Origin of the sequence: Pseudomonas citronellolis, assembly GCF_001586155.1 — a bacterium.
GTDB classification, from domain to species: Bacteria; Pseudomonadota; Gammaproteobacteria; order Pseudomonadales; family Pseudomonadaceae; genus Pseudomonas; species Pseudomonas citronellolis.
In genome coordinates, this window is record NZ_CP014158.1 from 2,909,200 (window position 1) to 2,933,103 (window position 23,904).

Annotated in this window: 21 protein-coding genes; 8 read left to right on the plus strand and 13 right to left on the minus strand. The window is 55.9% G+C overall.

Annotated features, from left to right (window positions below; all coding sequences use genetic code 11):
- Positions 1–34 precede the first annotated feature (34 nt).
- Entirely contained in the window at positions 35–778 is a 744-nt protein-coding gene (locus tag PcP3B5_RS30655) for a hypothetical protein (protein ID WP_082816312.1), read from the minus strand.
- Positions 779–1,420: 642 nt separating this feature from the next.
- Between PcP3B5_RS30655 and PcP3B5_RS30660 the strand changes: the two genes are divergently transcribed.
- The gene (locus PcP3B5_RS30660) at positions 1,421–2,239 is read left to right on the plus strand and encodes an SDR family NAD(P)-dependent oxidoreductase (RefSeq protein ID WP_082816313.1); all 819 of its coding nucleotides are present in this window, start codon (positions 1,421–1,423) and stop codon (positions 2,237–2,239) included.
- A gap of 67 nt (positions 2,240–2,306) precedes the next feature.
- Here PcP3B5_RS30660 and PcP3B5_RS30665 read toward each other — a convergent pair whose 3' ends face one another.
- Positions 2,307–3,260 carry an AraC family transcriptional regulator gene (locus PcP3B5_RS30665; protein ID WP_160336929.1) on the minus strand — a complete coding sequence of 318 codons (954 nt, stop codon included), beginning with the start codon at positions 3,258–3,260 and terminating at the stop codon, positions 2,307–2,309.
- A 153-nt stretch (positions 3,261–3,413) separates the two neighbouring features.
- On the opposite strand from PcP3B5_RS30665, the gene PcP3B5_RS12890 reads away from it, so the two are divergent.
- Positions 3,414–4,487: an aromatic ring-hydroxylating dioxygenase subunit alpha gene (locus tag PcP3B5_RS12890; RefSeq protein ID WP_061561478.1), complete on the plus strand. Its 1,074-nt coding sequence runs from the start codon at positions 3,414–3,416 to the stop codon at positions 4,485–4,487.
- 65 nt (positions 4,488–4,552) lie between these two features.
- Here the strand turns inward: PcP3B5_RS12890 and PcP3B5_RS12895 are convergent, their stop codons facing one another.
- Genes PcP3B5_RS12895 through PcP3B5_RS12900 form a run of 4 tightly spaced genes read right to left on the minus strand, consistent with a single transcriptional unit; the run spans position 4,553 to position 7,270 of the window.
- Complete coding sequence (locus PcP3B5_RS12895; protein WP_070065496.1) at positions 4,553–4,996, minus strand: nuclear transport factor 2 family protein; 444 nt, start codon at positions 4,994–4,996, stop codon at positions 4,553–4,555.
- A 12-nt stretch (positions 4,997–5,008) separates the two neighbouring features.
- The gene (locus tag PcP3B5_RS31440) at positions 5,009–5,413 is read right to left on the minus strand and encodes a hypothetical protein (RefSeq protein WP_145923900.1); all 405 of its coding nucleotides are present in this window, start codon (positions 5,411–5,413) and stop codon (positions 5,009–5,011) included.
- Complete coding sequence (locus PcP3B5_RS30670) at positions 5,400–5,750, minus strand: c-type cytochrome (protein ID WP_082816316.1); 351 nt, start codon at positions 5,748–5,750, stop codon at positions 5,400–5,402. The genes PcP3B5_RS31440 and PcP3B5_RS30670 overlap by 14 nt, the downstream gene beginning before the upstream one ends.
- An 11-nt stretch (positions 5,751–5,761) precedes the next feature.
- Positions 5,762–7,270, minus strand: a complete 1,509-nt coding sequence (locus tag PcP3B5_RS12900; protein WP_061561479.1) for an FAD-binding oxidoreductase — start codon at positions 7,268–7,270, stop codon at positions 5,762–5,764.
- A 126-nt stretch (positions 7,271–7,396) separates the two neighbouring features.
- Here PcP3B5_RS12900 and PcP3B5_RS12905 point away from each other — a divergent pair, with 126 nt between their 5' ends.
- The 6 genes from PcP3B5_RS12905 to gabD all read left to right on the plus strand — a co-directional run bounded on the left by PcP3B5_RS12905 (position 7,397) and on the right by gabD (position 16,843).
- Positions 7,397–8,281, plus strand: a complete 885-nt coding sequence (locus PcP3B5_RS12905; protein ID WP_061561480.1) for a LysR family transcriptional regulator — start codon at positions 7,397–7,399, stop codon at positions 8,279–8,281.
- 434 nt (positions 8,282–8,715) lie between these two features.
- Positions 8,716–10,341, plus strand: coding sequence for a DUF1302 domain-containing protein (locus PcP3B5_RS12910; RefSeq protein WP_061561481.1), 1,626 nt, complete (start codon positions 8,716–8,718; stop codon positions 10,339–10,341).
- Between the two features lie 13 nt (positions 10,342–10,354).
- A complete protein-coding gene (locus PcP3B5_RS12915; protein ID WP_061561482.1) occupies positions 10,355–11,710 on the plus strand; it encodes a DUF1329 domain-containing protein in 1,356 nt (451 codons plus the stop codon).
- A 20-nt stretch (positions 11,711–11,730) separates the two neighbouring features.
- Positions 11,731–12,870, plus strand: a complete 1,140-nt coding sequence (locus tag PcP3B5_RS12920) for a YCF48-related protein (RefSeq protein WP_082816317.1) — start codon at positions 11,731–11,733, stop codon at positions 12,868–12,870.
- A gap of 6 nt (positions 12,871–12,876) precedes the next feature.
- The gene (locus PcP3B5_RS12925) at positions 12,877–15,354 is read left to right on the plus strand and encodes an efflux RND transporter permease subunit (protein WP_082816318.1); all 2,478 of its coding nucleotides are present in this window, start codon (positions 12,877–12,879) and stop codon (positions 15,352–15,354) included.
- A 40-nt stretch (positions 15,355–15,394) separates the two neighbouring features.
- Complete coding sequence (gabD, locus tag PcP3B5_RS12930) at positions 15,395–16,843, plus strand: NADP-dependent succinate-semialdehyde dehydrogenase (protein WP_061561484.1); 1,449 nt, start codon at positions 15,395–15,397, stop codon at positions 16,841–16,843.
- 540 nt (positions 16,844–17,383) lie between these two features.
- Here the strand turns inward: gabD and PcP3B5_RS12935 are convergent.
- From PcP3B5_RS12935 to PcP3B5_RS12960, 7 genes are all read right to left on the minus strand, one after another.
- On the minus strand, positions 17,384–18,409 hold the full coding sequence (locus PcP3B5_RS12935; RefSeq protein WP_061561485.1) for an aldo/keto reductase: 1,026 nt from the start codon (positions 18,407–18,409) through the stop codon (positions 17,384–17,386).
- An 81-nt stretch (positions 18,410–18,490) separates the two neighbouring features.
- Positions 18,491–19,141: an NAD(P)-dependent oxidoreductase gene (locus PcP3B5_RS12940; protein WP_061561486.1), complete on the minus strand. Its 651-nt coding sequence runs from the start codon at positions 19,139–19,141 to the stop codon at positions 18,491–18,493.
- 10 nt (positions 19,142–19,151) lie between these two features.
- A complete protein-coding gene (locus PcP3B5_RS30675) occupies positions 19,152–19,505 on the minus strand; it encodes a c-type cytochrome (RefSeq protein ID WP_082816319.1) in 354 nt (117 codons plus the stop codon).
- Positions 19,502–21,160: an FAD-binding oxidoreductase gene (locus tag PcP3B5_RS12950; protein ID WP_061561487.1), complete on the minus strand. Its 1,659-nt coding sequence runs from the start codon at positions 21,158–21,160 to the stop codon at positions 19,502–19,504. Before PcP3B5_RS12950 ends, PcP3B5_RS30675 begins: the two co-directional genes overlap by 4 nt.
- A 37-nt stretch (positions 21,161–21,197) precedes the next feature.
- Positions 21,198–21,800 (minus strand): hypothetical protein, encoded by a 603-nt coding sequence (locus tag PcP3B5_RS31445; protein WP_145923901.1) that lies wholly within the window; start codon positions 21,798–21,800, stop codon positions 21,198–21,200.
- A gap of 425 nt (positions 21,801–22,225) precedes the next feature.
- Positions 22,226–22,444 (minus strand): hypothetical protein, encoded by a 219-nt coding sequence (locus PcP3B5_RS12955; RefSeq protein ID WP_061561488.1) that lies wholly within the window; start codon positions 22,442–22,444, stop codon positions 22,226–22,228.
- Positions 22,445–22,507: 63 nt separating this feature from the next.
- Entirely contained in the window at positions 22,508–23,779 is a 1,272-nt protein-coding gene (locus PcP3B5_RS12960) for an FAD-dependent oxidoreductase (protein ID WP_061561489.1), read from the minus strand.
- Positions 23,780–23,904 lie beyond the last annotated feature (125 nt).

A 23,904-nucleotide genomic window follows, 5' to 3' on the forward strand; every position in this document is an offset into this window, starting at 1 on the left:
CGCTGCAATAGTTGGGATTGCAGTGCAACAATTCTCAGATGTCAGAAAGACTGCGCTTTGCTGCAGCAAATTTTTCGTCCAAGGTACGCTTAGTAATTCCAGGGACGTTGTCGAAGTAGGCGATGAGCGCAGAAACGATGGCTGATTGATTGCGGAAAACAGAGTGTGGTTTTCCGGATGGGGAGCTTCCCAGCAGCAGGGAGAGCATGGTGCCAATGATATGGAGATAGACCTGTTCGCTACGGTTGCTGAGCTTTCCTTGCGATTTGAGGAGAGCTTTGAGGCTTTCTCGCTCGAGTCCGACAGACTGTAGTTCGCTCAGAAGCTCGCGATAGGCTGTCTGAATTTTGTCGAGTTGCAGTTGGAGTGCATCTCGATCGGCCTGTAGCGCGAGGTAGGAGCCAATCTTGAGCTCATAGTGAATAGCGGGGGACTGTTCGAAGAGGAATGCCGGTCGCTGGTCGGGATAGTGGACTGACATCCAGCTCTTCAAGTCTGTGTGGCGTACCGTCAATAATGTGTATTCAACATCTGTTCCCATGGGGACGGACGTGCCAAGACAGCCGTAAGGCAGCTCGTGATTTCGTACTGCATCGAAGATTTTCTCTGTATTGGCATGTAGGCATGGCCATTGCGGAAAGGTACGAGCTAGCAATGCAGGGCACTGCCAAGAGTTTTCCAGTATCTGGGCTTCATGTGCTATCAGGTTGCACCAGCGTAAAGCTGCTTCGATTGGACGATAGTACAGCTTGGCAAGTGGATTGTGGTGCTCTTGCATGCCAGCCGTCTCCCGTTAGTTCCTTGAGTAGACCTCCCGCTAAGTTCTTGCCAGTTGCTGGTGTGCTTATAGTGGCTTCCGTGCGGGTGACTACAAAATATGTTATTGATCCTATGCCACTCCTAGGAGGCCGTTACTAGGATGAACTGCAGGATTCTCCGATTGGTGGCTTTTTGCCATGCGCGTTAGAAAGCTGCTAAGCAAGAAAGGTCCTGCGTTGGGTCTGAAGCCTTACGCGCCGAGATAGGAATGGCCTATCGTATAGAGCATTTTATGTTGGCAGTAAACATTTCTGCTTGAGCGAGTTTCACAGTCTCCTCTATTTCGGCGTGTACCAGAGAGGCTCTGGATGGTCATGCTGATCACCCCATGTGGATAGTGGCATTATGATGCTTAGGGACGTGTCGCTGTAATCCATTTTCTGATCATGTGACAAGGTGTAGATCACCATCTAACCAGTTTAATTATAAGCAGTAATTGGAAATATCTTGGCTGTCTTTGTCAACATCATGGGATGCTCACGCTTCGTCCCCGAAAGCTCTGCTTTTGTGAGGGGTGTGTATGTTACTGCCGATAGATAGGTGATCTTTAGAGCTCAGAGACGCTTTGCTCATGCTTTGCGCACGAGAAAAGGAGAGAGGCATGAGCGCTGAGCAGTTGTTTGATGTGAGGAGCTTGGTCTGCATAGTTACTGGTGGGGCCAGTGGCATTGGCTTAGCATGTGGAGAGGCGATGGCAGAAAATGGGGCTACCGTGATCCTGGGGGATGTCGACAGTCAACGTCTTGCTTTAGTTGTTGATCGGCTTCGCGCCAGGGGCTTCTCTGTTGAAGGGAAGAGGCTTGATGTCAGCTCTCGAGTCTCTGTGGCTGCAGCATTCGATGATGTCCACACGACACATGGACGATTAGATGTTGTGTTTGCTAATGCAGGGGTGGATGTTGGTGAGGGATTTATCGCTCGAGATGGTAGTCGGAGTGTCGAGGGTGCTCTGGAAAATATTACCGATCAGCACTGGCGGAAGTATCTAGGTATTAATTTGGACGGGGTTTTACACACGCTGCAAGAAGCTGCTAGGCATATGAAGCCTCAGGGGAGTGGCAAGATTGTTGTTACCACATCTGTTGCTAGTTTCTGCAATATTGGTGGCGTAGGTACCTCCTATTTTGCGGCCAAAGCTGCCGCGTCACATCTTATGAGGCAGGCTGCATTGGAGTTGGCGCGTTACAATATCCAAGTAAACGCAATGGCGCCTGGAGCCTTTGCAACTAACATTGCTAATGGGCATGTGCGTGACCCCGAGACAAGACAGCTCTTGGAGTCATCAAATCCTCAGCATCGGGTAGCGGACCCTGAAGAGATTAAAGGGCTGGCATTATTGCTTGCATCAGGGGCATCGTCGTTTATCACCGGGAGCGAGATTGTAATCGACGGGGGGAGCTTGCTCGGACTGGCAGACTGAGTGTCTGTTCTCATTCTGAGGCATAGGCTGGCTGGCGGTGGAGTATCGGCCAGCCTTTCGAAGTGGCTTAAAGGTCAGTAGTCGAGCCTCGTTGCTTTTTGGCATAACGCAGAGGTGGGTGACCAAATCTCTTCTTGAATACCTCTCGGAAGGCTCTTTCCGATTGGTATCCAACCTCTTCCGCGATACGAGCAACAGAGTGCTGCCCTTCCAACAACTGCTCGGCGGCTACTTGCATACGCCAGTCAATCAAGTACTCAATTGGCGACTGGCCAACCAGCTTGGTGAAGCGGCGACCGAAGGTGAAGCGAGACATTCCAGCTTCCTCTGCGAGGCTCTCGGTAGTCCATGGCTTACCGGGGTGGGTGTGGATTGATGCCAGTGCTTGACGTATACGCTTGTCTGCCATGCCACGAAGCCAGCCGGTACTATCTGGTGGCACTGATAGGGCGTGGGCGCGAATGAAACTGGTCAAGATCAGTTCGGCCACGTGGGTTGCGGTTGCCAAGTAGCCTGCCTTTGCTGCGGTGGTTTCGTTGGCAAGAAAGGTCACGAGCGTTGAAATCCAGGGGAATAGACCACTTGCACTGTCCCTTAGCAGAATCATTGATGGGAGCGAGCGGAGGAGAGGGTTGTTACCGTCTCCATGCAGTACGAAAGCGAGAGTCAACATGCGCTTCTCCCTCGGTTCATCACCAAGGGCCAAACCTGCAACTGGGGCCCCTTGCCGGGACTCTGGGGTCAATATTGGCAGGTTGTGGCTGCTCCAGTATTCATGCAAGTTGATGCAGTCGGCATCTGGAGACGATGCCATCCGAAATCCGGCCCCATGCAGCAATAGAGCTGAATCTCCTGGCCGAAGGAGCAGCGGGGGCGCGCCTTGAGGCAGGATCCACATTGGCGTGTCTATGCAGCAAAGAGCAAAGGCGTACTCCGCGGAGGTGGCCGGCACATCAAGCCCCCATGTCGATCCTAGGGAATAGATTCCGCCGGAGTTGGCTTTCACCTTCAGCGACAGCAAGACCTCTCCAAGTAGATCCATTAGCGCTCCAGAAGTGATGGAATGAGCCGAAATTGGGCTCAATCTATCATAGATGGTGACGTTTACTCCTCTTATTCTGACCTCGTCGTGGCGCTTGCTGCGGAACAACAACAAGACTCAGAGGAGATATCCATGTACCTGCACAACTGCTGGTATGTCGCTGCCTGGAATTATGAAATCGAGCCTGAAGGCCTGCTAGCTCGGACTATCATCGACGAGCCGATTGTCTTCTTCCGCAAGCAGGATGGAAGCATTGCAGCGCTCCAGGACCGCTGCTGCCATCGTTCCGCACCGCTTTCGATTGGCCGCAAGGAAGGCGATGCAGTGCGCTGTATGTACCACGGACTGAAGTTCGACAGTTCCGGTGCGTGTGTGGAAGTGCCAGGACAGGACAGCATTCCACCGCAGGCTTGCGTTCGTAGTTTCCCCGTAATCGAACAACACAGTTGGGTGTGGGTATGGATGGGGGACCCAGCCAAGGCTGATCCTGCGCTGATTCCGCCGGCAGTTGCCCTTGATGATCCCAATTGGATCTTCCGCTCCGGAAGCATTGAGTACGAGGCCAACTACCAGTTGGTCAATGACAACCTGCTGGATTTCTCGCACCTGTTCTTCTTGCATCCTGAAAGCTTCGGTGTTGGCTCCGACTGGGCTCATGTTCGTCCGAAGGTGACTCGCTTGGAGCGGGGTGTCCGAGTTCAGCGCTGGCTACCGAATCAACCGATCCCGAATCATATTCGCGAAGTTGTCGACAGCGATACGATGGACCTCTTCAGCACTTATGACTACTTGGTACCTGGCGTCATGGTGATGCGATCCTATGGATTCCCGAAAGGCGCACTCGAAAAGTTTAATGGTGAGGAGCCGAGTGGAATGGAGCCGGTGACTCACGATGTCACCTGTCAGGCAATCACTCCCGTTACCGGCGATACTTCTCGCTACTTTTTCTCCTGGGCCCCTTACAAACACGCCTTGGCAGGCTGCAGCGAGGAACTGGCTGACGGTATGATCGCAATTGCTCGTATGGCTTTCGAAGAAGATCGTCAGATGATTGAGGCTCAGGCTCGTGTGTTGAAGCTGACACCTGATGCGAAGCAGGTACCGATTGCTTTCGACAATGCGTTGTCCCAACTGCGTTGGGTGCTCGACAAACTGATCAAGGAAGAGTCGCAGTCGCAACTATTGCGGGTTACAGAAAAAGCCTGATTTAACCAAAGCCGATGCCGCTCAGCATATTCGTATGCTGAGCGGTGTTTAGTTAGTAAGCGGCTTCAGAACATTGGATGTTTGCTCACTGCCTGTTCCGGTATCGGTTGAATTACGTCCCAGTGTTCGACGATCCGGCCATTCGTTACCCGAAATATGTCAACTATGGACACGCCGAGATCTTCGGGAGTGGTCCGAGCATGGACGTGTAGGAAGACCAAGTCTCCCTCGCTGGCAGAGCGCTGGACTTCATAGCTGGAGTTCGGGAACTGTTCCTGAAATTTTTCGAGGAACTTGATCGCTGCCTTGGCTCCATCTGCCGCTTGCGGATTATGCTGGATGTAGTCTGGTGCGACGTACTGTTCGAAGGCCTGATGCAGCTGTTTTTTCGTGAAGGCAAGGTTAGTAAAGTCGAGTGCTAGCTGCTTGTTCGCAGCAGTGTCGGCCTGGGCATCAAGACAGGCACAAAGCAGTAGGGCGGAAAGCGGTAGAGATAGATAGCGAATCATCGGTAGTGCTCGTCAGAGAGTGGCATATAGGACATAGCGTGGTGCGCCAGGAAGCGCTGCGATTCGCTGTTCGGCATGTAGTTCTGCACCATGCAAGCGTAGGGTGTCTAGCAGTAGGCAGTGATTGGCGGCACCCAGCAAGCTGCGCAGTTGAGTACCAGTTCTGTTATGTAGGCGGGCGAGGTAGTCGTCCGGTTGCAGCAACTTGTCAATGGGCAGGCGCCAGACTTCACCATGTTTGCTGGATGTCTTGTCTCGCTCGGTGATCAGGCTGTCTATGTTCATGCTGTCTTCGAGCAGGGTGATTAGTGGCATGGTTTGTGTTTTCGTCCAGGCCAGACTAGCCAAAGGTTGTCCGCTTACTAGCACGCCGCTGCCAAGTAGCAACGCACCGCGTATCAGGTCACGGCGCTGCATGGGGCTTTTCCTCATTGGTAGGAGACGGCTGGTGGTTGAGCCACTCGGCGAGAGTGGCCAACTCTGCATCGCTGATCTCGCTTTCACGAAATGCTGGCATCTGCCGTACTCCATAACGAGCAAAGGTCTGGATCATCGCGGTCGGCAGTTGTCGACCGCGCAGCTCCGGGCCGATTTGGGTGGTATGACAGTAGGCGCAGGTGTCAACCCAGACCTGTTCCGCGCTGCGTTGTGCCAGGGCGGGTAGGGGCGTGGCACTGAGTGCTAGCAAGCATGCTAAGAGGGGCTGTCTGGTCGGCGACACAATTCGGCAACGATGGATGGTGGTTGTTCTCATGTTGTCGTTCCTCACAAGCGAATACCGGACTTGCCTGGGGCGAGAATGCCGTTTGGGTCGAGTGCTCGCTTGATTGCGCGGTTGACCTCTTTCTTTACAGGTCCATAGGCGTCTGCCAACTTATCCATGTAGCCAATGCCGGTGCGGTATACGGCATGGCCGCGTTTGGCGAACTCACTCATCAGCCCCTCAAAGCAGATATGTGCGCGACGAGTTTCCTCGGCGTCAGTACGGTCGTACTCCAGTGGCATGACATGATGCAAGGCGCGTCCACTGAGGGCTGGGGCGGACATGTAGTCGAAGCCGAACTCCTCATAGATCGAGCGGGCCAAGCGTGTCTGCTCGACAAAGTCGCGGCCGCGAGCCGGGCAGATCGGAGAGAACCACATGGAGCCTCCACCGCCGCGCCAGTTGTATAGGCGAAAGGCATCGAGTGATAGTTCGTTTACTTGCATCGGGTCATGAATATCGGGGATCACCCGACCGCCTGTGTGCTCGAAGGCTTGGCTAACCAGCTTGTAGTCAGCGGCTATGCGCTCTTCGTTGCCATATAGAGTGAAGATGATATTCCAGTCGGCCAAGCCGACCTTCTTCGCCTCGGCGCGGAGAATGTCCTGTGGTACGGCTCCGGTGCCTTGGTAGATCTCATGGCGGTTCTTTACTGAGGTCAGTGCGATAGTGGCGTTGGCCATTACACCGACGTTGGGGATGTGGCCGGCGATGCGCAATGGTGCGAGAGTGTCGATGGCGGTTTCTAACTGTTCCTCGTCGTACTGCACCATCACCGTGCGATGGCCGGCTGGAGCAGGCATTAACCAAAGACCGAGCTTAGTGACTACGCCGAAGTTGGATTGGGTGAAGAGACCGTCCAGATAGGGACCGAAACCGTATTTGAACACTTGCCAGGAGTTCGAGTTGACCAGTCCGCCGGTGCCGGTGCGTAGCACTTCGCCGTTGGCTAGTACTACTTCCATGCCACAGGCACTGTTGAAGTGATCGCCGTAGGGCGTGTTGCCTTCTCCGCGTTCCAGTGTGTTACCAACTGGACCTGCGATTGGGCCCGGGGCGGGGAAGGACAGCCATAGCGGGATATCGCGCTCCTTTAGGTAGTCCTGCAGTTGCTTGTAAGTGACTCCTGGCTCCACCAGTGCGGTGCATAGCTGCGCATCGACTTCGAGGATTCGATTCATGCGTTTTAAATCGAGAACAACTTGGCCGCGCTCTCCTGGAGCTGCTGAGCCGTAACCGAAATTACGCCCAGTGGATATTGGCCAAACCGGCACCTTGAATCGATTGCAGATTTTCATGATGCCTTGTACCTGCTCAACTGAGTCGGGTAGCAACACTGCAGAGGCGGCGTAGTCATTTTCGTCGTGGGGCAACATGATTTTGCGATAGGGTGCCAGCCTCTGCGCTTCGGTGATCACTTGAGTAGTACCGAGTAATAGTCGGAAGGCGTCAATGGCTTGGCCAAAGACCTCCTGTGTCAGGCCGAGAGGCAGTACCGGATATCTGGTCATTCGAGTGCTCCGCTTGTTCTTGTGGAAACCCTGTACCAGTTGGAACAGTGTCTGGTGGAAGCATAGGGAGGTGGATGTATAGAGATAAGCCAGGTAAAAGCTATTTAAACTATTCAAGGTATCTATATGTCAGCGCCTTCGCTCGATCAGTTGCGGGTTCTCGCCGAGGTAGTGGATTGCGGCTCGTTTTCCGCGGCAGCTCGCCGTCTAGAAAGGACGCAACCGGTGATCAGTTACACCATCGCCAACTTGGAAGCCCAGCTTGGCCTAACGTTGTTCGAGCGTGGGAAGCGCAGGCCGATCCTCACTGAGAATGGAGAGGTTGTGCTGGCTTATGCTCGGCGCATGTGTCTACTTGCAGATGAGCTGAGGGCTGGGGTGGAAAGTCTGGGCAGAGGGCTGGAGGGGGAGGTCAGCCTGGCGGTCGATGTGCTTTATCCGGTCGAGCGATTGGCGACCTTGCTTGGCCGCTTTGCTGTCGAGTTTCCTGGGGTTGCGCTCCGTATAGAAAGCGGCCCTTTGGGGCGGGTGCTGCAATTGGTTGAATCGCGTACCTGTGTGTTGGGCATCAGTGGTCTGTTCCATGACTGGCCAGATGATATCGAACCGCGTGATTTCGGCTATCTGCAAATGGTTCCAGTCGCAGCGCCGGATCACCCGTTGGCGGTCTATTCGAAGGCTCCGTCAATGGCTGTTCTGCGTGAGCATTTACAGCTGATTCTCGATGATTCCAGTGGGTTGACTCATGGGTGGCCGTTGGCTATCAGCGGCGTACGCACCTGGAGGGTCACTGACCTTGATACTAAGTTGGCGTTGTTGCGTTCCGGGTTCGGTTGGGGGCACATGCCGTTACACCGAGTCGAGGAAGATTTGCAGCAAGGGCGCCTAGTACGTCTGAAGGCGCCAATCCGCCAGCTTGGTACCCAGTCCTTCACCTTGATTCATCGTGTCGATACGCCTCCGGGGCAAGCTGGAGGTTACCTTGCGCAGCTTCTGATTGAGCACGGATGAGCGACTTGGAGGCTGGCAACTATCTTTGCTCTATCTTTCGATAGGAGAGCACTGCTAAGGATTGGGTGATTGTAAGGTCATGCCTTCCTCGAGGTCTGTTGTCGGGGGAGAGCGTGCCCAAGCTTCGATGCTTGGTCTGTCCAGAAACTACAAGGAAAACAGGACATGACAGCTTCCCCACCATGCCTCTTTGCGCGCCTGTCCGATGGCGCCGCAAGCGCCGTTCTGCCGACGCCTCAAAACTCCGTCGTGACTCGTTCTCGCCTGGATTGCTCCCCCATTGGGATGCAAGGCCGCGAATTGTCCGAACACTACTAGTCGCCCCTAGGTTCCTCTCCAGCACGTACAGTCAGGTCGCCTTCGGTGATCTGTCAGAGGCTGGCTGCGCCCGCATTTCAACCTCGTTGCCACCGCTACCGTAGGTATAGAAAGAAATGACAAAACAAGAACAACGAATCTGCCGCACTGCCCTTGCAAGCATTATCTCCGCGCTTGCCGCCAGCGCTGTCGGTCAGGCTCAGGCTGCTCAACTTGCGGATAACGATAACTACCAGATCCGCTGGGATAACACGGTGAAGTATCAGATCGGTCAGCGTACTGAGGCACCGTCGACATTCAATACTAGCAACCTGAACACCAACGATAGCGATGCGGCATTCAATAAGCATGACTTGATCAGTAATCGTTTCGACATTCTCTCCGAGTTCGATTTCACGCTGAAAGATCAGGCCAATAGCGGCTTCCGTATCAGTGCGGCAGGCTGGTACGACAACGTCTATAACCGTGACCATCGCTCGATCGCGGCAGATACCTACAACATGACCTCGGTAGACAACCACAGTTTCACTGAGGACGCGAAGGTTCAGGCGGGGCGTAATTTGGAGGTGCTCGATGCCTTCATCCACAGCGGCATGGATCTCGGCGATCACTACCTCTCCTGGCGCCTTGGCCAACACACGCTGCTTTGGGGTGAAAGCCTGTTCATGGTCACCAACGGCATTTCTAACGGCCAGGCGCCGAACGATGCGAACAAGGCCCTCTCTGTGCCCAGTACCCTGGCCAAAGAGGTCTTCATGCCAGTGAACCAGTTGTCGATGGCGCTTTCGCTGACTGACAACCTGTCTGTAGAGGGCTACTACCAGTTCGAATACGAGCAGACTCGGGTAGCGGCTCCCGGCACTTACTGGAGTGTCGGTGACATGGTGTTCAAGGGAGGGGAGAGCTTGTTGCTTGCACCCGGATTCGGTGTGCCGCACGGCCATGACATCAAAGCTCGCAACAGTGGTCAGTGGGGCTTGGCATTGAAGTACCGTGATTTCGATCGGGACTGGGATTACGGCGCTTATTTCTTGAATTATCACGCCAAGACTCCCCAGGTCTTTCTGCACGCCTCAACGGTGGCTCCTGGCGTCGTGGTGCCTGACGAATACCTGTTCGTCTATCCCGAAGACATCAAGCTGTTTGGCTTGAGTGCATCTACCAAGGTTGGAGATGCGAACGTGGCTGGTGAGATCTCGTTCCGCGACAACATGCCTTTGGTCAGTGATGCCAGCAAGTTGCTGGTCGTGGACGATCAACGCATCGATGGCAACCATCACCCGGGCTATGCAGTTGGCCAGACCATTCATGCTCAGGTTTCGACTATCTGGATCTTGCCTCGAGTGTCGCTGTGGGACACCTCTCAACTTACTGCTGAACTTGGCGCCAACCATTTGTACAAGGTGACCGAGAATGGTGATCTACGTGACAAAGACAACACCGTCCGCACGGCTGCAGGTTTCCGTGGAGTCTTCGAGCCAACTTGGTATCAGGCGCTGCCGTCCATCGATATCAGTAGCCCGATCACCCTGGGCTACAACTTTACCGGCAAGTCGGCGATAGATCCGGGCTTCAACGTGACCGGCGCTGCTCACGGTGGCGATGTGACTGCTGCTCTCAACTTCAAGTACGCCGGCAACCTTCGGGGTGGCATCAGCTACACCAAGTTCCTCGGCGATGACGACAACAACGCCTACCACGACCGCGATTTTGTTTTGCTGAACGCTGCCTACTCGTTCTGATGGGAGATGTGCCATGAAATACAACAAGAAGTTCGCTCTGCTTGCCCTGTGTGTTACTACCGCCGTTCCTCTGCATGTTTTTGCCGCAGTAAGTGAGACTGAAGCTGGGCGTCTGGGCAATGATCTGACACCAATGGGGGCAATAAAGGCGGGTAATGCCGATGGCTCGATTCCTGCTTGGACCGGAGGCCTGACCAACTCGGCTCCTAAGGAAAATCCGAACCTACCGCCAAAGCTGTTCACTGACGAGAAGCCGCTGTTTAGCATTACGGCCGCCAATGTCGATCAGTACGCCGGAAAGCTGGCAATCGGTACTGTGCAGATGCTGAAGACTTATCCAGGCTATCGTCTGGATGTATATCCCAGCCACCGTACGGCAGCGGCTCCTCAGTTCATTTACGATCGCACGAAGCAGAATGCGACCCGCACTACACTGACCAACCAAGTACTCAACCGGGATACCTACGCCGGCGGCATTCCTTTCCCTATTCCTCAGAATGGTGATGAGGCCATCTTCAACGTGCAATGGAACTGGCGCGGTTCCGATAGCACCGTCAAAGGCAATACCTGGTTCGTCTCCTCGAGCGGCAAGCGGGCGCTCACAGCGGGCAACATTCTGGAAGTCACCACGCCACACGGATACCCGAACGATCGCAAAGATCCCTGGGATCACAAGCTCTGGGGCGCGACCTTGGTAACGGCCACTGCCCCCGCGTATTCGGCGGGCGAGAAGCAGTTGGTGCACGCCCCGAATGACCAGATCAATACCCCGGTAAATGCTTGGGCTTACCTGACTGGGCAGCGCCGGTTGCGCAAGGCGCCTAACGTACAGTACGACGTGCCGAACAACTTCAGCTCAGGCCTGACCAACTTCGACGACAGCTGGGGTTTCAATGGGGCACCTGATCGTTATCAGTGGAAGCTGATTGGCCGACAGGAGATGTATGTCCCCTATAACGACAACAACATGTCCTATGCCCCAGCCAACGATTTGATCGGCGAGAAGTATGTGAATCCGGCGCTGATGCGTTGGGAGCTACACCGTGTTTGGGTGGTAGAAGCAACATTGAAACCAGGTGCGCGCCACGTGGTGCCGAAGCGGCGCATGTACATCGATGAGGACAGCTGGACCATTCTCGCCAGTGACCTGTGGGATGCCAAGAATCAACTCTGGAAGACATTCCAGCTTCCGCTGCTGACTTGCCCTGAGGCGCCGGTCAATCTCAGCGTAGCAATGTTTGTCTACAACCTGCAGGCTGGCGACTATACCGCAATGAACATTCTCAACGATGGTGGCGAGGTGAACTTCAAACCGCTTGCCGCCGAGATGTTTACTCCCCAGCAACTAGAGCGTTCCGGCGTTCGCTGAATCCAGTGCAGGTGATACGCATGAAACGTCTTGACCTCCAATGGCTGGTTGCAGGGGCGGTCATTATGGGGGCTGCATTCGCAGCTCCCATGACGAATGCTCAGATTGTCGACTCCGATCCCATTCATGTGGCTGCCCTAAAGCGACTTGAACAACCGGCTGTCCAGGCTGCCAGGCCGGAGCGAGCGATGCTGCTTGCCATCGCGCGAGCCGGCAAGCGGCTTATTGCTGTTGGTGAGCATGGGACCATCACCCTCTCAGACGATGATGGTCAAAGCTGGAGAAGTGCCAAAGTTCCAGTAAACGTGAACCTGACTGCAGTTGCCTTCGCCGATGAGCGCAATGGTTGGGTTGTAGGGCAGATGGGAGTCGTTCTGCACAGCAGCGATGGTGGTGAGAGTTGGCAGAAGCAACTGGACGGAATCGGTGCTGCAGCGTTGATGCAGGAGTATGCCAAGCATCAGGCTGCTTCCTTGGACCAGACTGCACGCGAGGATTTGCTGAGCAGAGCCGAGGATTTGGTAGCCGACGGTCCGGACAAGCCATTCTTGGATTTGCTGATCGAAGACAAGAACACCATAACGGTCGTCGGTGCTTTCAACCTGGCACTACGTAGCACAGACGCAGGCCTGACTTGGGAAGCTTATTCTCAGGAATTGCAGAACCCTAATGGCATGCATGTCTACGCCCTGAAGAGGGTGGCTGGAACGCTCATGGCCGCAGGTGAACAAGGTCTGCTGCTGAGCGCTGATCATGCTAATGCGAGCCTCCAGGCTCGTTCATCGCCCTATGACGGAAGCTATTTCGGTTTACTACCCATGGGCCTGCGGCGGGTGCTCGTTTATGGCCTGCGCGGAAATGCCTTCGTTTCGGAAGACGCCGGCGGTAGTTGGCAGAAGTCCAATATTCCCGATAGCCATAGTGCGACCTTCAATGCAGCGCTTCTGCGTAGCAATGGAGATGTCCTGCTCCTAGACCAGTCCGGACGTATCCATCTCAGTCATGACAATGGACGGGACTTCCGAACCCTTGCGTTCGAATGGGGGGCGCCACTGACCGGTGCGGTCGAGACCACTCATGGGGACGTCGTTCTCTCCAGCCTTGCCGGCATTGTGCAGATTCCTGCGGCTACCTTGGCCGATTCTGCTTCCAAGGAGTAACACCTGATGCAATCCACTCACGAAGAAGCGCCCGTCATCGCCAATTTGAAGGACTTCGATCGCACCTCGGGCTCGCGTCTGGAACGGTTGTTGTTCAACCACAGGGCATGGGTATTGTTGTTTTGCCTACTTCTGACGGCGTTCTTCGTCGCGCAGTTCCCTGGCCTCAAGCTGAACGCGAACTTCCTGCGGATGATTCCCAATGATCATCCCTACGTGCAGAACTTCACTGCTCACCAGGATGATTTGGCGGGACAGGGAAATGTCATGCGGATCGTCGTAGAGAATCGCAAGGGCAGCATCCTTGATGCAGGATACCTAGCTACGTTGCAGAAAATCAGCGACGAGGTCTATCTGCTTGCGGGGGTCAATCGACCGTATATGAAGTCGCTGTGGACACCCACGATGCGCTGGCGCGGGATTACCGAAGTGGGTATCGAGGCGGGACAGGTCATTGATTCCAACTATGATGGTTCGCCTGAGGCTCTCGCACGGTTGCGCTTGAACATCGAGCGCTCCGGTGAAATAGGCAGCATCGTTGCTCCTGACTTCAAGTCGAGCATGCTGCTGGTGCCGTTATTGGATATCGATACCGAAACGGGTAAACCACTCGACTATGGCGAGTTCAGCCGTAAGCTTGAACAAATACGAGCCAAGTATCAGAGCGATGCCATCGGCGTTTACATGGTTGGCTTCGCTAAAGTAGTTGGCGACCTGATCGATGGGCTGGGTCAGGTACTGGTTTTCTTTGCCATTGCTATCCTGATTGCCGGGCTTCTGGTCTATAACTACACCCGCTGCATCCGTAGCACGCTGGTGGTGTTGTTGTGTTCCGTAATCGCTGTTCTTTGGCTACTGGGCATGCTTCGGCTACTTGGCTACGAACTGGATCCCTATACTATTCTGGTGCCGTTCCTCGTGTTCGCTATCGGTATGAGCCATGGGGCTCAGAAGATGAATGGCATCATGCAGGATATTGGCCGTGGCACCCATCGTCTGGTTGCTGCGCGTTATACGTTCCGACGTTTGTTCATGGCAGGACTGGTGGCGCTGGCATGTGACGCTGTGGGCTTCGCAGTGCTTTTGCTGATCCACATCGAAGTGATACGCCAACTGGCGACCACCGCTAGCATAGGTGTGGCTTTTCTGGTTTTCACCAACCTGATTCTGCTACCTATCATCCTCAGTTATGTGGGCGTGGGACAGCGCGCGGCCGTACGCAGCTTGCGTAATGAACAGGCTGATATGAGCGGAGGTGCTCGACATCCGCTTTGGCGTTTTCTGGACCTGTTCACACGGCGTAAGGTAGCTGCACCGACTCTGGTGGCTGCGCTTGTGCTCGGTATCGTGGGCTCTATAGTCGGCCATCATTTGAAGATCGGCGATCTTGACCCGGGTGCCCCTGAGTTGCGTACCGACTCTCGTTACAATAAGGACAACGCCTACATCACTTCGCATTTCGGTAATGCGAGCGACGTTTTCATCGTTATGGTGACTTCCCCCGCGGGGCAGTGCATGAGCTATGAGCTGCTGGAGAAGATCGACCGTCTCGAGTGGCAGCTGCGCCAGCAGCCAGGCGTAGCTGCTACCGACTCATTTGCTTCCTTCATCAGCACTATGACCGGGCAACTCACGGAGGGTAATCCGAAGTGGATCGGTCTCATACCTAACCAGGCGGTTATCAATAACCTAGTCAAATACGCCCCCCTGACATTGGTCAGTCAAGTTTGCGACATGTCTATGCTGCGGGTATTCCTTACCGACCATAAGGCTGAGACCTTGGATGGGGTGGTAAAGATAGTTGAGGAGTTTGCTGCCCAGAACAACACTGCGGAGCAGCAGTTCAAGTTGGCTGCAGGCTCATCGGGGATTGAAGCCGCAACCAACATTGTCGTTAAGAAAGCCAACCGCGAAATGCTGTTCTGGGTTTATGGGGTGGTGGTCCTGCTGTGCTTCATCGTGTTCCGCTCCTGGCGGGCCGTAGCTTGCGCAATCCTGCCGCTGATCCTTACGTCGATTCTTGCAGAGGCGTTGATGGTCTGGCTGAACATTGGCGTGAAGGTCGCAACGCTCCCAGTGATTGCGCTTGGTGTAGGCATCGGCATCGACTATGCACTTTACGTGTTGAGCATCCTGCTGGTTCATTTGCGCAATGGCGAATCACTGTCCACATCTTACTACCGGTCATTGCTGTTCACCGGGCGTGTAGTGTTGCTCACTGGTGCCACCCTTGCCATTGGTGTGGCCACCTGGGCCCTGTCGCCAATCAAATTCCAGGCTGACATGGGTATCCTGCTGGCATTCATGTTCCTTTGGAACATGCTAGGTGCGCTGATTCTGCTGCCGGCACTGGCCAGCTTCCTGCTCAAGCCTCAGGTACGTTTGCCAATTAGTGAGTGCTCGAAAGAGTCTACGGAAGTAGGGACTGATTTACAGGTCCGTAGGGATGCTGTTGAACTTCAGGCACACAGTCTTTCCCATTGATATATGCGCCCCCTGTGTCAGGGGGCGCTAGAGGTATCTCATGCTGTTGCAAGATCCTAAGCTGTTTCGTCAGCAAGCCTATATTGATGGCGCCTGGCGGGATGCCGACAGTGGCCAGGCCATCAAGGTCAACAACCCGGCCACCAACGAGATCATCGGCAGCGTGCCGAAGATGGGCGCTGCAGAAACCCGTCGTGCCATCGAGGCCGCTGACCGCGCGCTGCCGGCCTGGCGCGCGCTGACCGCCAAGGAGCGCGCCAACAAGCTGCGCCGCTGGTTCGAGCTGATGATCGAGAACCAGGACGACCTGGCCCGCCTGATGACCATCGAGCAGGGCAAGCCGCTGGCCGAGGCCAAGGGCGAGATTGCCTACGCCGCCTCCTTCCTGGAGTGGTTCGGCGAAGAAGCCAAGCGCATCTATGGCGACACCATCCCGGGCCACCAGCCGGACAAGCGCATCATCGTCATCAAGCAGCCGATCGGTGTCACCGCGGCCATCACCCCGTGGAACTTCCCCTCGGCGATGATCACCCGTAAAGCCGGCCCGGCCCTGGCCGCCGGCTGCACCATGGTCCTCAAGCCCGCTTCGCAGACCCCGTACTCCGCCCTGGCCTTGGCCGAGCTGGCTGAGCGCGCCGGCATTCCGAAGGGCGTGTTCAGTGTGGTGACCGGCAGCGCCGGCGAAGTCGGCGGCGAACTGACCAGCAACCCCATCGTGCGCAAGCTGACCTTCACCGGCTCGACCGAAATCGGTCGCCAGCTGATGGCCGAATGCGCCCACGACATCAAGAAGGTCTCGCTGGAGCTGGGCGGCAACGCGCCCTTCATCGTCTTCGACGACGCCGACCTGGATGCCGCCGTCGAAGGCGCGCTGATCTCCAAGTACCGCAACAACGGCCAGACCTGCGTGTGCGCCAACCGCCTGTACGTGCAGGACGGCGTGTACGACGCCTTCGTTGAGAAGCTCAAGGCCGCCGTCGCCAAGCTGAACATCGGCAACGGCCTGGAGCAGGGCGTGACCACCGGCCCGCTGATCGACGCGAAGGCCGTGGCCAAGGTTCAGGAACACATCGCCGACGCCGTGAGCAAGGGCGCCAAGGTCGTTGCCGGCGGAAAGCCGCACGCCCTGGGTGGCACCTTCTTCGAACCGACCGTGCTGGTCGACGTGCCGAAGCACGCTGCGGTGGCCAAGGAGGAGACCTTCGGCCCGCTGGCGCCGCTGTTCCGCTTCAAGGGCGAGGCCGAGGTCATCACCATGGCCAACGACACCGAGTTCGGCCTGGCCTCCTACTTCTACGCCCGCGACCTGGGCCGTGTGTTCCGCGTGGCCGAGGCCCTGGAGTACGGTATGGTGGGCATCAACACCGGCCTGATCTCCAACGAGGTCGCGCCGTTCGGCGGTATCAAGGCCTCTGGCCTGGGCCGCGAAGGTTCGAAGTACGGTATCGAGGACTACCTTGAGATCAAGTACCTCTGCCTAGGCATCTGATCTATGTGGATGGCAGTATCAATCACTCTAGGGTAGTGGTGGCTGATGGTGTCGACTACTCGGTATGAGGGCTTCCGGTCGTCGCCCGGCTTACCTCCGATGCTTAATGTTGCCTGAGGGATCCCAGGAAGGGGCCCTTAGGTTATCAATGACAGACGTTTATCTTCATCCTAGTCATCTCCTTCTGCTCGCGAAGCATTGGCGCGAATGACCGGCGGCGGATTTTCGTTAACAACTTTCTTTAGATAGGTTCTCTACTGAGGAACAGCAGATGTAATTGAACCTCAACTATTGCCGAGAGCATAGCGATGAAAACAAAAACAATACTCGCCACGTTCTGTGGTCTATCCCTGTTTGTGCTGGCCTTGGTGTTAATTCTTAATCAGACACCGCGCTCGCCACACACAAGCATGCCGCAGGGATGTCAATATCCAGGCTACCCTTGTATTGCACTGCCCGTGGGGTTTCGCGGCTGGCCACAATTCTGAACATCTGCCTCCTCTCCCTGCTGCCTGCTGGGGGAGGAGGCGGATATCTAGCTTAGCGCTGTGGTGGTGTCAGTCGGTCTTGGCTGCTGAAAGCAAGCATCCAGCCCGGGTATTCGGCTGGGAGTTCGCTCGCTTGGTCCAGCAAATCCAATTGTTCTGGGCTTAGATCAAGGCTGGTCGCAGCCAGGTTGCCCTCCAACTGTTCGCAGGTGCGAGCGCCAATAATCACGCTGCTCACGGCGTTTCGCGAAAGCAGCCATGCAAGGGCTACCTGAGCCAGGGTGGCGCCATCATGCTGATCGGCTACAGCTTCGAGTGCTTGGAGACAAGCGTCCCCTCGTTCTTGTGAGACCGGTGGGAAGTTGGCGCCGCTACGACGACCTTGAGTTCCCTCTGCTCGGTACTTGCCAGATAGCAGCCCTCCCGACAGTGGGCTCCAGACAAGCATCCCCATGGACTGATCTCTGATCAGAGGCACAATCTCCCGTTCTACGTCGCGCCCCGCCAACGAATAGTAGGTCTGTACGCTGGAGAAGCGCTGCCAGTTGTTTTGTCTACTGAGTCCATTCGCCTTCATGATCTGCCAGGCAGGCATGTTGCACAGGCCGATGTATCGGATTTTGCCGGAGCGCACCAGGTCATCGAGGGCGGAAAGCGTTTCCTCCAGTGGGGTCAGAGGATCAAGGCCGTGCACCTGATACAGGTCAATGTGGTCCACCTGCAGGCGTTCAAGGCTGGCATCCACGGCATTGAATAGGTGGTGCCGCGACAGTCCAAGTTGATTGATCCCGGGACCCATGCGGGCGAACGCTTTGCTGGCGATAATTAACTCATCGCGCGGTAGACCTAGGTTGCGAATCGACTGACCAACCAGTCTCTCTGATTGACCAAAGGAATAAACATCGGCAGTGTCGATCAGGTTGATTCCGCTATCAAAAGCCAGCCGAATTTGGTTGTTCACGTCACTTTGGCCGAGAGACCCCATGTTGGCAAAGTACCCGGCACCACCATAGTTCATGGTGCCTAGAGCAAGCTCAGAAACGTAAAGGCCTGTTTGGCCGAGAAGACGATAACGCATGGGAAATAACTCCTTGCAGGTAATGCGCGGCCGGCTCGACGCAACTGCAAGGAGCGCGGGAGAACCGGCCGCTCGGGGGGGTTAGTAGGCGACGCCGAAACGCTGTTTCAGGTGCTGAGGTCGTTCCAGCTCGTCAAGAGTGGCGACCGCATAATCGGCGAACGAAATCGTACTGATGCCATCGGCGTCGGTGAGTAGACTGTCGCCGGTGATGCGGTAATGACCGGTACGTTTATCTCCGTCGAAAATGATTGCTGGGCTTAGATAGGTCCAGTCCAAATCAACGGCCTCATTGCGGTAGAGCTCCAACGCCTTGCCTTGAGCCGTAGCTTCCGGCAGGTACTCCGTTGGGAAGTCGGGCATACTTTTCAGTGGAATACCTGGAGCTACTTCCAGGCTACCTGCACCACCGACTACCAGCAGGCGCTTGACTCCAGCTGTGCGTAGCCCTTGGATCAGTGCGCGGGCAGCATCCTCCAATGAGCAGGCTGGGCCGCCGGCACTGGGTCTGGGGGAGATAGAGTTGACTACTGCATCAGCGCCGGCGACCAACTGGGCGACGGTTTCCGTCTGGGTAGCATCTCCCCGTACCAGTTGCAGACGAGGGATAGACTCTTCTCTCTGCGTCGTAGGCTGGCGGCTAACGCCTATGACGTCGTGACCTCGCTTAAGTGCTTCTTGGACGATGTGGCGACCGGCGCGACCGAGTGCACCGAAAATGACGATTTTCATGTTGGCCTCCTCACGGTCGCGCAGCGGCCTGCGCTGGCTGCTTCTGCAGATAGCGGCCTAGGGCCTCCAATTCTGTGTCACTGATCTCTGTCTTACGGAAGAACGGCATCACTGAAATGCCGTGGCGGACAAAATACTTGACCAACTCGGGCGTCAGGTCGGTGCGTTCTTGAAGAGGTCCGGGGACCGTGCCTTTGTAGCGGGCCTCCAGGGCTAGAGTTCCTGGATACTGAGTACCTTTGCCATGGCACGGCAGGCACCATTTCTCGAAGACCTGCTTGCCTTGGACGTCCTCTGCCGCCCATGCGCCGAGCGAGGGCGCCAGGTAGACGCCGAGCAGAATCACGATGGTCTGTAGCTTCATGCCTTGTTCTCCTTGCGCAGGTGTTTCGGCCAGATGCCGAAGCGGCCCGGGGATAGGATCCCGTTGGGGTCGATCGCATCCTTAAGCGTTTCGTGAAAGCGCAACAGGGCATGATTGTTGAACGAGTAGGTATCCATCACAGCATCCTGGAATGCCGGAGCTGTGCGGTATTCCCCCCATCCGTTTTCTGCTGCGAGCTTGATCAGCTTGTGGAAAGTCTCGCGAGTCTCCTTGTTCTTCTTCGGGTCTTTGGTCATATAGAAGGGCAGGATGAAGGTGAAACTGCGCTCCCACGAAGGCACTGGGACGTTCAGGGCAAAAACCAGCGGTACGCCGAGTTCTTTGGCCGCTTTGCCCAATACTTCGTTGATGCGCAGGATCTCTGCGCCATCACGCGGAATAACTGGAGAGAACCAGGCGTGGCCTTCGGACGGTGGTGCTGGGTTCCATTTCGAGCGGGCACCAATGGCAAAGGTGCGCAGGTTGGGAATTCCAAATTGCGCCGGGTACTGGACCTGTTGCTTCTGCTCTTCGGTCAGCGGCAGGCTGTAGAACTCTTTTTCCTCGAAGGTGGACTCGGGGATTGCCTTGCGGAAACTCTCTTGTACGTATTCCCACTGGGCGCGAATGACCTTTTCTGGTCCATAGAAGGTGAAGGCGCAGGTCCAGAATGGAATCTTGTTACGCCGACCATAATCCTCATACTCTTCTGGAGCTGCTCCGCGTTGCAGTAGTTGCATGTACTCCGCATCCCGTTGTTCTGGTCCATGAACTAGGAAGTCATGCAGGCCAGCTAGGCTTGGAGTGCCGAGGACTGGACTATTGAAGTCGGGGAAGCCGGTAAAGATCTTCGAGTTTTCGAGGTGGGTCATGGTGTCCACGAAAGGGATCATGTCCTTGTACCGCGGCATATGCACGACGCCCTTGAGGAAGGCTTCAGGTTCCGGCATCAACCAGAAGCCCATCTTGGTGACTACCCCAAAGTTGGACTGGCTGAATATGCCGTCGATCCATGGACCGAAACCTGACTTGTACATCTGCCAGGTCTTGGCGCCGGGCATAGCCCCCATTCCGGTGCGCATCAGTGTCCCATCCGCCAGTACCACTTCCATGCCGCAGTGAGCATCGAAGTGGTTCCGGAATTGGGCTGCGGTGTATCCGGCGCCTCGATCCAGGGCATTGCCGAGCATGCTGCCCCAACCGGGATCGGGTACATCGATCCACAGCTTGATCTTTTTTTCCTGCAGGTAGCGGTACATGTCGAAGTAGCTGACGCCGGGTTCGATGATGCAGTAGGCCTGTTTCTCGTTGACCTCGATGATGCGATTCATGCGCTTCAGATCGAGCACCACAGAGCCTGAGTAGCTGGGGGCAGAACCACCGTAACCCAGGTTCTTGCCGGTCGAGATCGGATACATCGGGATCTTGAAGCGGTTTGCGATGCGCATCAGTGCCTGTACTTCTTCGGTGGAAGAGGGCGCGACTGCTGCGGAGGCGATGCGCTCCTCTGCTTCACCCCAGAACGGAGAATAGGCATCTCGGTAGAGGTCCAGATCCTCGTCACTGGTAAAGACCCATTCCTTGCCGACGACGTCGGTGAACTGGCGAATTGCTTCGGCAAAGTCCTGAGGGCTGATGCCCTGTGGTTGGCGCATAAGATGTTCCTTTTGTTTTCAGTTCTTGAAGGTGTACTCAGGCAGGACGGGCCGGGGCGATGACCCAACTCACCAGGGACGCAGAGCGGCCAGGCTGGTGGAGCGCAGGAGAATTAGCGGTGCCACGCGAGCACGCACCTTGATTTCTCCAAGAACAGTTGGCGCTCATGCGAGCGAGGCGATCACTCCAATCGGCCTGCCCCTCTAGCAAGTTGGCTAGAGGTGGCAATTGATGCCCGGGCGCTTCGATCCGGTGCGCAATGCTGCCGTCGTCGAGCCAGTTATGCTCGACACGCAGCACCACGCGCATACCGCGATCCCAGGCCAAGCGTTCGAGGACGAAAAGTGGTTGGCGTGCGGTCATTCCAGCTACTACTGACTGGTGCTTCAGCCACTTTGGATCCAGATGCTCGAACCAGAGAGATGTGATATCTCCGTCGAAGGAAAAGTGCTGTAGTCCGGCTTGTGCTGCCGCTGCTCCGAATTGCCTGCAGCTTTGGAACCTAGCGTCGGAAACGATCAGCGAGGGCCTGTTGCCTGCCCAGGGGAGTGTGCTGGCCAGGCTCAAGCCGCTAACCCCCGTCAAGGCAGGTATTGTCATGCCGGCAAGGCCGGACTTGAGGAAACTGCGTCTTTTCATATTTGTTCCGATCGAGCCCTGGCGCGCGGTTAGTGCATCTGCTTCACCAAGGCGTTGGGTGGTTCCGGAAGGCGGGGGTTATACGAGATTTACTGGGAACTGAGAGGTGGGGGCTTTGAGCTGCATGGGGCATCTCCTGTGCATCGTTCATTGTTCTTATGGCCGTCTATCGAGACGGTGGTCTTGCAGGCAGAATCGATTGTCAAAGCCGCCAGTATGGGGATCACCTATCAAAAGATAGCGATGTACCCAGCGCAGAACGGGGACTTCGGAAGCGATGCCGGTGCCGCTTTATACGCTCGGAGCTGGTGTAGGAGGGGGCTTTTGATGGTGAGTAATTGGGGAGGGGCAGGCAGCATTCTCATGCAACTGCTGGGAGAAGATCGTGCCTCATCAAGCGATGATGCCGATCATTAGGGGCACTTTCAGGATTCGAGAAATTTCGCCAACGGTTTTTCTGCTGAGGTTTCGAGTCGATGAATTTCCTGCAGGAGCTCCCTCAGTGCCTGCTTGGAGAAGCGTACTTGCAGCGTGCGCCCTGCGTTGGCTCGATGAGGGTTGTGATATTGCACCTTGAGCTCTTCGGTTTGAGTGTCAAGGGTGATTTTTGTGATGTTCTGGACTTCAGCCACAGTGAAAATCATATCGTGCCTCCTAGAGGTGGGAGAGAGCGGTGCCGGTATTCACCGGCACCGACTTCGATTGCTTTAGGACTTGATCTTGATGCCGCCGTGAGCACCTACGGTCGGCCCCTTGTTGTTTTGATCTTCGACCAAGAGGGTGGTCTGCCAGTCGGCCCTATAAGAGCGGCCGGACAGGTTGAAGATCGACATCATCGCCTGACGGGTGGCTTCTCTATCTGCCATAAGGGCAAACATGTTCGCTTCGTCCTCCATTCGTTTCGCAGTGTCGCGTTCTTGGGTGCGGCGCTTCATCTCGATGGCCGTGGGGTTGGCAATCTGCAGGAAGCAACGGCGACGCTCATAGGCGTACCAGTCCAATGCGTCCTCGGCGAACTCGCCGGTAATGACGCCACCCAGGCACTTGATCAGGGTGCTGGCATCCTGTACGCCTGAGGTGAAGCCCATGCCGCCAATTGGATTGGTGGCATGGGCGGCGTCGCCAGCGAGAAAAACACGACCAACGCGGTACGTCTTGGCTGATCGTTGATGAACCCGGTAGGAGTTAGCCATCAATACTTCTATCGGGGCATCAGGGTCGGGGAGGAAGTGCTTGAAGCGTTCCTTGATGCGGGCCAGACGGGCTTCCTCCGGAAGGTTGCTGTCTTCGCCGTAGGCAATACGCCACTGCTGGCGATCGTCGATCTTCGCAATCACGCACCAGTGATCGGGGTCGGCGACCATGGTCGAGGGGGCGTAGCCATATTTGTCGAAGTCGTAGAGGACGTTGGTTGCCATGAAGGTATCGTCCCACGTGAAACCTTCGAACTCTACGCCAAGGTCCTTGCGCACACTGGATCGAGCGCCGTCTGCACCAATCACCCAGTCTGCTTCGAGCGTGCGCGGCCCATTGGGGGTGTGTACCGAGACCTGAACGCAGTCTCCGGCCTGTTCGATGGTGTCGAAGGAGGTTTTCCAGCGCATTTCAGCGCCTGGTAGTTTGAGGAACTCTTCCAGGATCATTTCCGCCAGTACGTCTTGCCCGAAGTGCAGGTTGTAGGCGTAGGGAGTGAGGTCCTCGATAACGTGGTAGTTGAGCCGGCCGATGTTGCCAGTCAGAGGGAAGCGAAGGTTGTATTCGTAACCCCAGGCGGCGACGCTTTTAGCCTTGTCTAGCAGGCCGATCTCGTCGATTACCTTGAGCGTCGAGGGCAGATATACCATGGCGCGCGGCCAGCGCAGGATATCGTCTTCGCGGTCGATGATGGTGACCTGTGCGCCCAGGCGCGCCAGACCAAGTGCCGCGACCAGACCAGTTGGGCCGGCCCCGATGACGATGACGCGTTTTCCTTTGTTCATGAGGTGTCTCCATGGGTCTTGTTATTGGGTTCGGAAGGGGAACCGTCGAGCGGTCCGGCAACAGTGCTGGTCGCTTATGGGGATTTTTCCGGTGATGGCCCCTGGGAGGACCTACCCAAAGATAG